General features: G+C 65.7%; 11 protein-coding genes and 1 other RNA gene. 2 read left to right on the forward strand and 10 right to left on the reverse strand.

The genetic code is table 11. From position 1 onward, the window contains the following. Nucleotides 1-9 precede the first annotated feature (9 nt). Complete coding sequence (locus BFL28_RS11340) at nt 10-588, reverse strand: LemA family protein (protein WP_069320678.1); 579 nt, start codon at nt 586-588, stop codon at nt 10-12. Nucleotides 589-733: 145 nt separating this feature from the next. Here BFL28_RS11340 and mscL point away from each other — a divergent pair, with 145 nt between their 5' ends. Then, on the forward strand, nt 734-1,180 hold the full coding sequence (gene mscL, locus BFL28_RS11345; protein WP_069320679.1) for a large conductance mechanosensitive channel protein MscL: 447 nt from the start codon (nt 734-736) through the stop codon (nt 1,178-1,180). Nucleotides 1,181-1,189: 9 nt separating this feature from the next. On the opposite strand, the gene BFL28_RS11350 is transcribed toward mscL, so the two are convergent. Next, a complete protein-coding gene (locus BFL28_RS11350; RefSeq protein WP_069320680.1) occupies nt 1,190-1,621 on the reverse strand; it encodes an RrF2 family transcriptional regulator in 432 nt (143 codons plus the stop codon). 104 nt (nt 1,622-1,725) lie between these two features. On the opposite strand from BFL28_RS11350, the gene ssrA reads away from it, so the two are divergent. Next, nucleotides 1,726-2,069: a transfer-messenger RNA gene (gene ssrA, locus BFL28_RS11355) on the forward strand. Nucleotides 2,070-2,139: 70 nt separating this feature from the next. Here ssrA and BFL28_RS11360 read toward each other — a convergent pair. The 8 genes from BFL28_RS11360 to infB all read right to left on the reverse strand — a co-directional run. Continuing rightward, complete coding sequence (locus tag BFL28_RS11360; RefSeq protein WP_420911763.1) at nt 2,140-3,948, reverse strand: DUF885 domain-containing protein; 1,809 nt, start codon at nt 3,946-3,948, stop codon at nt 2,140-2,142. 150 nt (nt 3,949-4,098) lie between these two features. Further along, a complete protein-coding gene (gene pnp, locus BFL28_RS11365; protein WP_069320681.1) occupies nt 4,099-6,471 on the reverse strand; it encodes a polyribonucleotide nucleotidyltransferase in 2,373 nt (790 codons plus the stop codon). A 182-nt stretch (nt 6,472-6,653) separates the two neighbouring features. Next, nucleotides 6,654-6,923, reverse strand: coding sequence for a 30S ribosomal protein S15 (gene rpsO / locus BFL28_RS11370; RefSeq protein WP_069320682.1), 270 nt, complete (start codon nt 6,921-6,923; stop codon nt 6,654-6,656). Between the two features lie 20 nt (nt 6,924-6,943). Continuing rightward, nucleotides 6,944-7,825, reverse strand: coding sequence for a tRNA pseudouridine(55) synthase TruB (truB, locus tag BFL28_RS11375; protein WP_069320683.1), 882 nt, complete (start codon nt 7,823-7,825; stop codon nt 6,944-6,946). A gap of 4 nt (nt 7,826-7,829) precedes the next feature. Continuing rightward, complete coding sequence (locus BFL28_RS11380) at nt 7,830-8,522, reverse strand: site-2 protease family protein (protein ID WP_069320697.1); 693 nt, start codon at nt 8,520-8,522, stop codon at nt 7,830-7,832. Nucleotides 8,523-8,533: 11 nt separating this feature from the next. Further along, the gene (locus BFL28_RS11385) at nt 8,534-9,118 is read right to left on the reverse strand and encodes a thymidine kinase (protein ID WP_069320684.1); all 585 of its coding nucleotides are present in this window, start codon (nt 9,116-9,118) and stop codon (nt 8,534-8,536) included. Between the two features lie 18 nt (nt 9,119-9,136). Beyond that, nucleotides 9,137-9,556 (reverse strand): 30S ribosome-binding factor RbfA, encoded by a 420-nt coding sequence (gene rbfA / locus BFL28_RS11390; RefSeq protein WP_069320685.1) that lies wholly within the window; start codon nt 9,554-9,556, stop codon nt 9,137-9,139. A 144-nt stretch (nt 9,557-9,700) separates the two neighbouring features. Continuing rightward, the coding region (gene infB, locus BFL28_RS11395) for a translation initiation factor IF-2 (protein WP_119184588.1) at nt 9,701-12,232 on the reverse strand (2,532 nt) is incomplete at its 5' end.

Raw genomic sequence — 12,232 nt, forward strand, 5'->3', positions numbered from 1 at the left:
GGCGCGCGATCAAGTACCGAAATCGACCTTTGGCGCCGTGTCCGCGCCGGGCGTGGTCGCCTGGAACGGGACCAGCGGCTTGGCGCCATAGAAGATCTTGGCGCCGATCGCGTCGGGGAAGGTTCGGATCGTGGTGTTATAGCTCTGCACCGCCTCGTTATAGTCCCGGCGCGCGATGCCGATGCGGTTCTCGGTCCCCTCAAGCTGAGTCATCAGCGTGGCGTAATTGGCCTGGCTGCGCAGTTCCGGATAGGCCTCCTGCAGCCGCTGAAGCGACAGGGTGACGCCAGCCTGGGCGCGTTCATAGGCCTGGACCTTGGCCGGATCGGTGAGGTCGGCGTCGCTGACCCGCACCTGGCTGGCCGAGGCACGCGCCTGCGTCACCTGAACCAGAATGTCCTTTTCCTGCGCGCCCGCCGCCTTCACGGTCGAGACGAGGTTGGGAATGAGGTCGGCGCGGCGCTGATACTGGTTCTGCACTTCGGCCCATTTGGCCTTCGCATTCTCTTCCGATGTCGGCACGCTGTTGAGACCGCAGGCGGACAGCAACGCCGCACAAACGAGTCCGGCAACCAGACGAAGCTTCATGTGGAAACACCCTCTAACCAGTGTGTCGCATCGATACGACACCAGCAAGTTAGGGCCGCGCCGCCGCTTGCGCAATGGATGCGCACGTTGATCCAGATGAATCGCAACGCTACCCTTGTCGCGTCAGCAAAGCGGGAGTGCGTTCATGCTCAAGGAATTCAAGGCGTTCATCGCGCGCGGCAACGTACTCGACCTCGCGGTCGCGGTCATCATCGGCGCGGCATTCGGCAAGATCGTCACCTCGCTGACCGAGGATATCCTGATGCCGGTGATCGGCCGCATCTTTGGCGGCCTGGATTTCTCGAGCTATTTCCTGGTGCTGGGCGAAGTCCCCGCGAACCTGCAGGGGTCAAGCGATTACGAGGCGCTGAAGAAGGCCGGCGTGCCGCTGCTCGGCTACGGCCAGTTCGTGACCGTCGCGGTCAACTTCCTCATCATCGCGTTCATCATCTTCATGCTGGTGCGCACGGTGAACAAGCTGGCGACGACGATGGAGCAGGAGAAGAAGGAGGGCACCGCCGAGCCGGCGGCCGAGCCTGCCGACGTCGCGCTGCTTCGTGAAATCCGCGACGAGCTGCGCAAGCGGGACTAGGGTCCTGGCCTAGGCTGCCGCCAGTTCCTGTGCGGTCGCATCGGCGAGGCTGGTGCCGTCGAGAATGCGCGCCGTTTCATCGCGCACCCGCGCCATTGCCAGCCGGATCGCGCAAGTCGCTTCGTCCTTGCAATCGCCGCACGGACGATAGGCGGTGCGGCTGACGCAGGGCACCAGCGCCAGCGGCCCTTCGATCACGCGCACAATCTCACCCAGCGAGATGAGATGCTTGGGCCGCGACAGCCGGTATCCGCCCATCTTGCCGCGAGTCGAGATGAGGAAGCCGGCCTCGCGAAGATCAGCGAGGATCAGTTCCAGGAACTTGCGCGGCACGTTCGCCTCGGCCGCGATGCGCGTCATGGGCACAGGCGCACCTTCGGGGGGCTGAGTCGCCATGAACAGCATCGCGCGGAGGGCATAACGGGAACGCTGAGTCAGCATGACGATCCCATGCACCCGCTTTGCGGCGAAGTGAAGGCCAAATCCCAGTATTTTATGGGGGGATTGAAAACGCAGCCGGCCGGGCGATCGTTGGCAGCCGCCCCCCCCTTCCCATCGCGGTGCGCGCCTCCTATATCGGTCGTGCCGGGTTCGCCCGGCTATGACGATAAATCGTGGCGTATAATAGATGCAGCGGACCCGGGGGCAGTACCCGGCGGCTCCACCATAAGGTGGTGTTTCTGGACACCGTTTCTGACGGGGCCGAACCAGGATCGACGTGTATTGAAAGGCGCTACCTTCGTTCGGAATGGGACCACCGCGACGGCCCATACACACAAGTGCCAACGATAACGAAGCACTCGCTATTGCGGCCTAACCCTACGTCCTAACGGACCAAGGTTAGACTAAAATGCGCGGTTGAACCCACCGGGCAACAGAAGGGAATTCAGCGGTTCGGAGGGCGCCGGGCAACAGAAGCCCCTCCACTTGAACCCGCCGCCGTCCCGATACGCTGCGGCTTAACTCCGCTTTGCGGCGATGTAGCGGTTCACTTCCTCCTCGAGCACGTCGAGCGGCACCGCCCCGCTGCCCAGCACGACTTCATGGAAATCGCGAATGTCGAACTTGCTGCCGAGCGCATCCTGCGCGCGCTTGCGCAGTTCGCTGATCTTGAGCTGTCCGATCATGTAGCTCGTCGCCTGACCGGGATTGTTGATATAGCGGTTCACCTCACGCTCGATATCGGCGCGTGCGATCGATGAATTCTTCGCGAAATAGTCGATCGCCTGCTCCCGGCTCCACCGCTTGGCGTGCAGCCCGGTATCGGTGACGAGCCGGATCGCCCGCCACATCTGGAGCGAGAGCATGCCGAATTCCGCCTCGGGATCGGTATAGGCGCCCATCTCCTTGGCAAGCCGTTCGGTGTATAGCCCCCAGCCCTCGCTATAGACGCTATAGCCGCCGAAGCGACGGAACTTGGGCAGCCCAGGCAGTTCCTGCGCACGTGCGATCTGGAAGTGATGACCCGGCGCGCCCTCATGGACGGCAATCCCCTCCAGCTGCACCTTCTGCACCTGATCCATGTTGGCGAGGTTCACATAATAGATGCCGGGCCGCGATCCGTCGGGCGCGGGCCGGTTGTAGAAGGCGACCGCTGCCGTGCCCTCGCGCCATTTCTCGACCGCGCGGACCTCCAGCGGCGCCTTGGGCAGCGTGTGGAAAAAGCGCGGCGCCGCCGCCATCATCTTTGCGATCACCGCGCGCGCTTGAGTCAGATATTCTTCGCGCCCGGCATCGCTGTTGGGGAATTTGAAGCGCGGATCGGTGCGCACCGCGTCGAAAAAGCTTTCGAGGCTGCCCGAATAGCCGATGCGCTGCTTCACCACCTCCATCTCGGCGCGGATCGCCGCCACTTGATCCAGCCCGATCTGGTGGATCTGGTCGGCGGTGAGATCGGTCGTCGTGTTCTGTGCCAGTCGCGTTGCGTAGAAGGCGGCGCCATTGGGCAGGCTCCACGCGCCGTCATTGCCCTTGGCCTTGGGCTCGATTTCGTCGAGCACCGCGAACAGCGTGTCGAAGTCGCGCTTGAACGGGCCTTTCAGCGCGGCCTGCGCGTCGGCGACCAGCCTCGCCTTTTCCGCTTCCGGCACGTCGAGCGCAGTCACCTTCTTGCGGAAATCGGCCAGCACGGTGCTGTCCGGGCCGCCGCCGAACGGTGCGCCGACGATCACCTTGGCCGCATCCTCGCGCGCCGGCTTGAACACCATCTTGGGCGGCACGATGCCCTTGGCCGCCTGGTCGCGCATCGTCTGCGCCACTTCGCGCATCACGCGCTCGGTTTCCGTGATCCGCGAGATGTAGGCGCGCGCATCGGCCACGCTGGCGATGCGGTGGTTGTTGATCAGAAAGACCGGGATCTGGCCGGCGGGGCTGCCGTTGGTCGACACCGGGAAGCCATAGTCGCGAAACGCATAGGATCGGCGCGCGCGTTCGACCTGCGTTTCGAACAGCCGATAGGACAGGCGCGCTTGGCCCCCGAGCTTCGCCGGATCGAATTGCGCGCGCATGTCCTTCAACTGCTGCTCGGCAAGCGCCCGCCGCCGCTCGCCGGCGGCGCGGGTGTAATCGTCCAACTTGTCGTAGTTGGTCTTGCTGCCGAGCGCAGTGAGCGATTCCGGGCTGAGCGCCGCGCTGGCGTCGAACGCGGCGTCGAGGAATGCGTTGAGCCGCGCGTCCTCAGCCTGGGTGCCAGCGGCGGCCGGAGCCGGGGATGCCGCCGGGGCCGTCTGGGCGAAAAGCGGCTGAGCGGCGCAGGTGGCAAGAAGCATCGGCAAGGCAAGGCGAAGGTTCACGGGCACATCCTGGTCGAAACGGGAAAGGCCAAGGCTATCGCGCAACGCGCGGCGCGCCAATGAAAAAGGGCCCCGGCATTGCTGCCGGAGCCCCATCCTCTCCGCGTCCGTCAGGACGTCAGCTCATCAGTCGCGATCGCCGGTCAGGAAGGCCGGCGGCGAGAAGTCCTCGGGACCCTCGTCCTTGCCGCCTTCGCTGCGCTCGCGGCGCGGGCCGCGATCGCCACGACCTTCGCCGCGCGGGCCGCCGTCGCGGCGCGGGCCGCGATCGCGGTCGCCCTCACGACGCGGGCCACGGTCGCCGTCGCGACGCGGACCACGGTCGCCACGCGGGCCGCGATCACCACGGCCTTCGCCGCCTTCACGCGGTTCGCGCGCCGGGCGCGTGTCTTCGAGCTCGGCACCGGTTTCCTGGTCGACGACGCGCATCGACAGGCGAACCTTGCCGCGCTGATCGATCTCGAGCACCTTGACCTTGACTTCCTGACCTTCGCTCAGGACGTCGCTGACCTTCTCGACGCGCTCGTTCTTGATCTCGGACACGTGAACCAGGCCGTCCTTGCCGCCCATGAAGTTCACGAAGGCACCGAAATCGACGAGGTTGACGACCTTGCCGTTATAGATCTTGCCGACCTCGGCCTCTTCGACGATGCCCTTGATCCAGTTGATCGCGGCTTCGATCTGCGCCGTGTCGGACGAGCTGATCTTGATCAGGCCCTCGTCGTCGATATCGACCTTGGCACCGGTGGTCGCGACGATCTCGCGGATCACCTTGCCGCCCGTGCCGATGACGTCGCGGATCTTCGACTTGTCGATCTGCAGCGTCTCGATGCGCGGGGCATGGGCCGACAGCTCCGAGCGGGTCTCGCCCAGCGCCTTGGCCATTTCGCCCAGGATGTGCGCACGACCGGCCTTCGCCTGGTTGAGTGCCGCTTCGAAGATCTCCCTGGTAATGCCGGCGATCTTGATGTCCATCTGCATGGTCGTGATACCGACTTCGGTACCGGCCACCTTGAAGTCCATGTCGCCGAGGTGATCCTCGTCGCCGAGGATGTCCGAGAGGATGGCATAATCGCTACCATCGAGGATCAGACCCATGGCGATGCCCGAGACCGGGCGCTTGATCGGCACGCCGGCGTCCATCATCGCGAGCGACCCGCCGCACACCGACGCCATCGACGACGAGCCGTTCGACTCGGTGATGTCGCTCGTCAGGCGGATCGTGTAGGGGAACTCGTCCTTGGTAGGCAGCACCGGGTGCAGCGCGCGCCACGCGAGCTTCCCATGACCGACTTCGCGACGGCCCGGCGCGCCGAAGCGGCCGACTTCACCGACCGAATAGGGCGGGAAGTTGTAGTGCAGCATGAAGTGCTCGTAGCGCAGGCCATTGAGGCCATCGATCATCTGCTCGGCGTCCTTGGTGCCCAAGGTCGCGGTCGCGATGGTCTGCGTCTCGCCACGCGTGAACAGCGCCGAGCCGTGCGCGCGCGGCAGGAAGTGCGTTTCAGCCTCGATCGGGCGGATCTGCGTGGTCGAGCGGCCGTCGATGCGGATGCCGTCCTTCAGGATGGCGCCGCGAACGATGTTCGCTTCGAGCTTCTTCACGAGCTTGAGCGTGCCGAGATACTGCGCGGGATCGCTTTCCTTGAGGTCGGCGAACGCCTCACGCGCCTTGGCACGCGCTTCGTTGAGCGCGTTCTGGCGCTGCTGCTTGTCGGTCAGCTTGTAGGCGGCGGCGATGTCGGCGCCGATCACGTCGTTGAGCTTGGCGAGCGTCGCGGCCTTGTCATCGACCTTGTCGAGCGCCCACGGCTCCTTGGCGGCCTGTTCGGCGAGCTTGACGATCGCCTTGATGACTTCGCGGCACGCATCGTGCGCGAACAGCACGGCGCCCAGCATGACCTCTTCCGAGAGCTCGTTGGCTTCGGATTCGACCATCATCACCGCGTCGTAGGTTGCGGCGACGACCAGATCGAGGTCGCCCTGTGCCACCTGCTCGTCGGTCGGGTTCAGGATATATTCGCCATCGACATAACCGACACGCGCCGCGCCGATCGGGCCCATGAACGGCACGCCCGAGATGGTGAGCGCGGCCGAAGCGGCGACCATCGCCAGCACGTCCGGCTCGTTATGGCCGTCATAGCTGAGGACCTGCGCGATCGCGTTGATCTCGTTGTAGAAACCTTCGGGGAACAGCGGGCGGATCGGGCGGTCGATCAGGCGGGAAACCAGCGTTTCCTTTTCCGTCGCGCCGCGCTCACGCTTGAAGAAGCCGCCGGGGATGCGGCCGGCCGCGCTGTACTTTTCCTGATAATGGACGGTCAGCGGGAAGAAGTCCTGCCCTTCCTTGACGGTCTTGGCGGCCGTGACGGCGCACAGCACCACGGTTTCGCCGAGGCTGGCCATGATGGCGCCATCGGCCTGACGGGCAACCTTGCCCGTTTCGAGTGTCAGGGTCTGTCCGCCCCACTCGATCGATACGGTTTTCTTGTCGAACATTCTTTTTCCTTTGGACCGGACGCCCGATGCGTCCGGGGCCTATCTTGCAGGCTGTCCGGCCTGCGCGGTGCGGCATGAAGCTTCACGCCTGTGTGGCTCACGGCCGGATTGCCGTAACGCCAGCGTTCCGGGTTTTACGTCCCCGAAATGACAAAAAGGCGACCCGAAGGCCGCCTTTCCGGTTACTTGCGAAGCCCAAGCTTCGCGATGAGCGCCGTGTAGCGATCGCCGTCCGTCTTGCGGAGGTAATCGAGCAGGCTGCGACGCTTGTTGACCAGCATCAGCAGGCCGCGGCGCGAGTGATTGTCCTTGTGGTGACCCTTGAAGTGCTCGGTCAGGTTCACGATGCGCTCGGTCAGGATCGCGATCTGGACTTCGGCGCTGCCGGTGTCGCCTTCGCTGCGGCCATGTTCCTTGGCCAGTTCGGCCTTGCGCTCGGTGGTGATCGTCATGTCTTTTCCTTCGACATCATCTACAGGTTGAAGCCGCGCACGACCCGGACATTGCCGTCCGAAACCTCGACCAGCGCGACCGGCGTGTCGCCGTCCAGCGCGAAGTGTTGGCCGTCATTCGCAGCGATCCCGGTCAGCACTTTCCCCTGACGGAGCGCCCCTGCCTGACCGGGTGCGAGGAGTAGAGCCGGGATGTCGTCCAGCCCCGCCCTCAACGGCAGGAGCAATTGTTCAAGCGTGCGGCGCTTAGCGGCATCGGCCAGATTGTCCAGCGAAATCGCGGCGGCGAGGTCGAACGGGCCAGCCTTGATCCGCCGCAACATGGTGACGTGCCCCACCGTGCCGAGCGCCAGCGCAAGGTCGCGCGCGAGGCTGCGGATATAGGTGCCCTTCGAGACATGCGCGGTCAGCGTTGCCGATTCGGCATCCGTGTCGCGCAGCGTCAGCGCGTGGATCGTGACAGCCCGCGTCGCCAGCACCACCTCCTCGCCCTGACGCGCCAGGTCATAGGCGCGTGCGCCATCGATCTTCAGCGCGGAATAGGCGGGCGGTACCTGTTCGATCGGGCCCGTGAAGCGCGGCAGGATCGCCTCGACCGCCGCGGGCGTCGGCCGCACGTGCGATGTTGCGACCTCGCGCCCCTCCAGGTCGAGCGTCTCGGTCTGGACGCCGAAGTGCACGGTGAAGTCGTAGACCTTGTCGCTGTCGAGCATCCGCCCGACAAGCTTCGTCGCCTCCCCCAGCGCGATCGGCAGCACGCCGGTCGCCAGCGGGTCGAGCGTGCCGCCATGCCCGACCTTGTACTTGCCGTAGCCGCCCTCGCGCAGCGCACGCTTGACCGCGCTCACGCCCTGCGTCGAGCCGAGCCCAAGCGGCTTGTCGAGGATGATCCAGCCGTGCATCGCGTCAGCCCGCCAGCGCGCCGGCGATCTGCAGATACCAGCTCGTCACCGCCTGGGCGGGCGGCGCAACGAACTTTGCGACGATGTTCGCCTCGGGCCAGATCGACGGCACGACCAGCAGGAGAATGAACAACAGCGGAAAGCCGAACTTCGCGAGCGAGGCCCAGCGCTCGGCCAGATGCGGCGGCAACAGCCCCTCCACCACATGGCCGCCGTCGAAGGGCGGGATCGGCAGCAGGTTGAACAGCGCGAGGAAGACGTTGACCGCGATGAAGTTGAACAGATTTTCGAACGCGAAGGCCATGCCTGCGCTCAACTCGGCGGCGCCGTTCGCTGCCGCGAGCAGTCCGAGCAGCACCGCGCCGACCAGTGCCAGCGCGAAGTTCATGCCCGGCCCTGCGAGCGCGACCAGCATCATGCCGCGCCGCGGGTCGCGCAATCGCCGGTAGTCGACCGGCACCGGCTTGGCCCAGCCGAACACCGGCGCCTTGGCGATCGCCAGCATCAGCGGCAGCGCGACCGTGCCAATCGGGTCGACGTGGCGTAGCGGGTTGAGCGACAGCCGCTTGCGCTCGGCCGCGGTCGGATCGCCGAGCGCACGCGCGACCCAGCCATGCGCGACCTCGTGAAACACAATCGCGATGACGAGCGGGATGATCCACACCGCCGCGCGATAGATGATCGAATCGGGACCCATTGCCAGCATCCTCAAGCCACCATCGTCACGGCTTCGGTGAAGTGGCGGCGGCAGAGCGCGATATAGCGATCGTTGCCGCCAATCTCGGTTTGCGCCCCCTCTGCCACGGCACGCCCCTGCGCATCGACGCGCAGGTTCATCGTCGCCTTGCGCCCACAGCGGCACACCGACTTGATCTCGACCAATGCGTCCGCCAGTGCGAGCAGCCGCGCCGACCCGACGAACAGTTCGCCGCGGAAATCGGTACGCAGTCCATAGGCCAGCACCGGAATGCCCAGCACATCGGCGACCGCCGACAGCTGATCGACCTGCGCTGCGGTCAGGAACTGCGCCTCGTCGACCAGCACGCAGTGTACCGGGCCGTGATCGGCTTCTCGCTCGACATGCAGCCGCAGATCGGTGTCAGCGTCGAACGCCACCGCCTCTGCCGCCAGCCCGATCCGCGACGCGATGCGGCCGGCCCCGGCACGGTCGTCGATCGCGGCGGTGAACAGCAGCGTGCGCATGCCGCGCTCACGATAGTTGAAATCGGCCTGCAGCAGCGTGGTCGATTTGCCCGCATTCATGCTGGCATAATAGAAATAGAGCTTGGCCATGCGTGGAGCGTAGCGCGATCAGACGCCGGAGTCGTCCGACTCGTCGCCTTCGCTGGCTAGGTCGCGCGCCACCTTGGGATCGCGCAGCAGCCGGTCGATATGGCTGCCCTCGTCGAAGCTTTCGTCGGCGAGAAATTTGAGCTTGGCGGCGTATTTCATCTTCACGCGATGCGCGACTTCGCGCTGGAGATAGGCGGTGTTGGTGCGCAGCGCCTTGAGCACCGCTTCCTCGTCCTTGCCGAGCAGCGGCTTCACGAACACGGTCGCATGGCGCAGATCGGGAGACATGCGCACTTCGGTGATGCTCACCACATGGCTGGCGAGCACCTCGTCATGCACGTCGCCGCGCTGGAGAATGTCGGACAGCACGTGACGCACTTGCTCACCCACTTTCAGCAGGCGGACGGAGCGGGTTTCGGACGTTTCGTTATGCTTCATATTTCCCTCTCCCAACGGGAGAGGGTGGGGCCCGCCCGGCAACGCCAGGTGGGAGGGTGAGGGCAGATCTGCCCATCACCGCTGCCCTCACCCTTCCGCCGACCTTGTCGGCTCCCTCCCTCTCCCGATGGGAGAGGGACCTGGTTAAAGCGTCCGTTCGCGCAGCTCGACCTCGAAGGTTTCGAGATAGTCGCCGGCCTTGATGTCGGTGAAGTTCTGGCTGAACGTCACACCGCACTCGAGCCCAGCGCGAACTTCGGCGACATCATCCTTGAAGCGGCGCAGCGACGCGATCTCGCCCTGATAGATGATGACGTCGTCGCGCGTGATGCGTGCCTTGAGCGCCTTGCGAATCGCCCCCTCGACCACCAGCAGACCGGCGGCCTTGCCATGCTTGCCCGCCGAGAAGACCTCGCGGATTTCGGCGCGGCCGACGACCGTTTCGAACGCTTCCGGCCCCAACTGCCCGGCCATGCCGGCGCGGATTTCGTCGGTCAGGTCATAGATCACGTCGTAATATTTCAGCGCGACCTTGTTGCGTTCGGCGATCTCGCGCGCTTTGGCATTGGGGCGGACGTTGAAGCCGATGATCGGTGCACCCGAAGCCGCCGCCACATTGACGTCGCTCTCGGTGATGCCGCCGACGCCCGAGTGCAGGATGCGCACCCTGATGTCGTCGGTCGAGATCTTGTGCAGCGAACCAATGATCGCCTCGACCGTGCCCTGCGTGTCCGCCTTGACGACGAGCGGATACTCCATCGCCTGCTTCTCGCGCAGCGCGGAGAACATGTTCTCCAGGCTTGCCGGCGCATTGGTCGTGCGCTTGGTCTGGATGACACTCGCACGATATTCGGCGACCTCGCGGGCACGTGCCTCGTTCTCGACCACCTGAAGCGGATCGCCCGCCATCGGCACGCCCGACAGGCCCAGCACCTCGACCGGCATCGACGGGTCGGCGGACTTGAGCTGACGCCCCTTGTCGTCGACCAGCGCGCGTACCTTGCCGCTTTCCGCGCCGACGACGAACACGTCGCCGACCTTCAGCGTGCCGCGCGTCACCAGGATCGTCGCGACCGGCCCGCGGCCCTTGTCGAGCTTCGCCTCGATCACCGTACCTTCGGCCCCGCGATCCGGATTGGCGCGCAGTTCGAGCAGTTCGGCCTGAAGCTGGATTTTCTCGATCAGGTCCTCGAGGCCGGTCTTGTTCTTGGCCGAAACCTCGACATCCTGCGTGTCGCCGCCAAGCGACTCCACCACGACTTCCTCGCTCAGCAGGCGCTCACGCACCTTCTGGGCATTGGCTTCGGGCTTGTCGATCTTGTTGATCGCCACGATCATCGGCACGCCGGCCGCCTTGGTATGATTGATCGCCTCGACCGTCTGCGGCATCAGACCGTCATCGGCCGCGACCACCAGCACGACGATGTCGGTGACGTTGGCACCACGCGCGCGCATTTCGCTGAACGCTTCGTGGCCGGGCGTGTCGAGGAACGTGACCTTGGACTTGTCCTTCAGCGTTACCTGATAGGCGCCAATATGCTGCGTGATGCCGCCAGCCTCGCCGCGCACCACGTCGGTGCCGCGCAGCGCGTCGAGCAGCGAGGTCTTGCCGTGATCGACATGGCCCATGATCGTGACCACCGGCGGACGGGGACGCAGGCTTTCGGGCGCATCCTCGACCATGTCGACGGCCAGGTCGATGTCGGAATCCGACACGCGCACGATATTGTGCCCGAATTCGGTCACCAGCAGTTCGGCGGTGTCCTGGTCGATCGTCTGAGTCAGCGTGACGGGCATGCCCATCTTAAATAGCGCCTTGACCAGATCGGCGCCCTTTTCGGCCATACGGACGGCGAGGTCGGCGACGGTGATCGCTTCTGGCACCTGCACGTCGCGGACCTGCTTGACCTGCGGTTCGCGCGGCCCGGAATGACGACGGTTTTCCTTGTCGCGGGCACGCTTCAACGCAGCGAGGCTGCGCGCGCGGGCGCCGTCGTCGCCACCGAGGGCACGGTTGACGGTCAGCTTGCCGCCGCGACGCTCGTCGCCCTTGCGATCGCGCTGCTGTGGCTTTTGCGGTTCGGGCGCACGCGTCGGGGCACGATTGGGGCCGAGATTCGCGCTGCGCGGCGCGGCTGCGCCGCCCGTGTTGCTCGGCGCGGCGGTCGTCGGCTCCGGCTTGGGGGCCGGGGCGGGACGCGGGATTTCCGGACGCTGCACCGGCGTGAACTGGCGCGGCGCGGGACGCGAGGTATCGAGCTGAAGCGCGACGGGCTCCTGACGCACCGGAGCGGGAGCCGGGGTCGGAGCCGGAGCCGGCTTCGACGCAGGGGCCGGGACGGGCTCGGCCGCAGGCGCGGGTGCCTCGGCTACCGGTGCGGGCTTGGGTTCTTCCTTGGGTGCCTGAGCCGCTTCGGCTTCGGCACGCGCCTTTTCCGCGGCGCGGCGCTGTTCGGCCTCGGCCGCTTCGGCGCGGGCGCGCTCTTCGCGACGGCGAGCTTCCTCGAGCGCCTGCATGCGCTGCTCGTCGGCTTCACGCAGCAGACGTGCCTGCTGCTCCATGCCGCGGACGCCGGCGCGGACGGCTCGCGCAAGCTCGACCAGGCGTGGCGCGTCGGCCGGGATCGGGAAGGGTCCGGGGCGACGGGCTTCACATTGCCGGTCCCGCGCACCATA

It is taken from the genome of Sphingomonas turrisvirgatae (assembly GCF_001721295.1).
GTDB classification, from domain to species: Bacteria; Pseudomonadota; Alphaproteobacteria; order Sphingomonadales; family Sphingomonadaceae; genus Sphingomonas; species Sphingomonas turrisvirgatae.

Excerpts from the sequence above, each read along its gene's own strand:
- BFL28_RS11340 (WP_069320678.1), bottom strand. The coding sequence starts at position 588 with ATGAAGCTTCGTCTGGTTGCCGGACTCGTTTGTGCGGCGTTGCTGTCC.
- mscL (WP_069320679.1), top strand. The coding sequence starts at position 734 with ATGCTCAAGGAATTCAAGGCGTTCATCGCGCGCGGCAACGTACTCGAC.
- BFL28_RS11350 (WP_069320680.1), bottom strand. The coding sequence starts at position 1,621 with ATGCTGACTCAGCGTTCCCGTTATGCCCTCCGCGCGATGCTGTTCATG.
- BFL28_RS11360 (WP_420911763.1), bottom strand. The coding sequence starts at position 3,948 with ATGCTTCTTGCCACCTGCGCCGCTCAGCCGCTTTTCGCCCAGACGGCC.
- pnp (WP_069320681.1), bottom strand. The coding sequence starts at position 6,471 with ATGTTCGACAAGAAAACCGTATCGATCGAGTGGGGCGGACAGACCCTG.
- rpsO (WP_069320682.1), bottom strand. The coding sequence starts at position 6,923 with ATGACGATCACCACCGAGCGCAAGGCCGAACTGGCCAAGGAACATGGC.
- truB (WP_069320683.1), bottom strand. The coding sequence starts at position 7,825 with ATGCACGGCTGGATCATCCTCGACAAGCCGCTTGGGCTCGGCTCGACG.
- BFL28_RS11380 (WP_069320697.1), bottom strand. The coding sequence starts at position 8,522 with ATGGGTCCCGATTCGATCATCTATCGCGCGGCGGTGTGGATCATCCCG.
- BFL28_RS11385 (WP_069320684.1), bottom strand. The coding sequence starts at position 9,118 with ATGGCCAAGCTCTATTTCTATTATGCCAGCATGAATGCGGGCAAATCG.
- rbfA (WP_069320685.1), bottom strand. The coding sequence starts at position 9,556 with ATGAAGCATAACGAAACGTCCGAAACCCGCTCCGTCCGCCTGCTGAAA.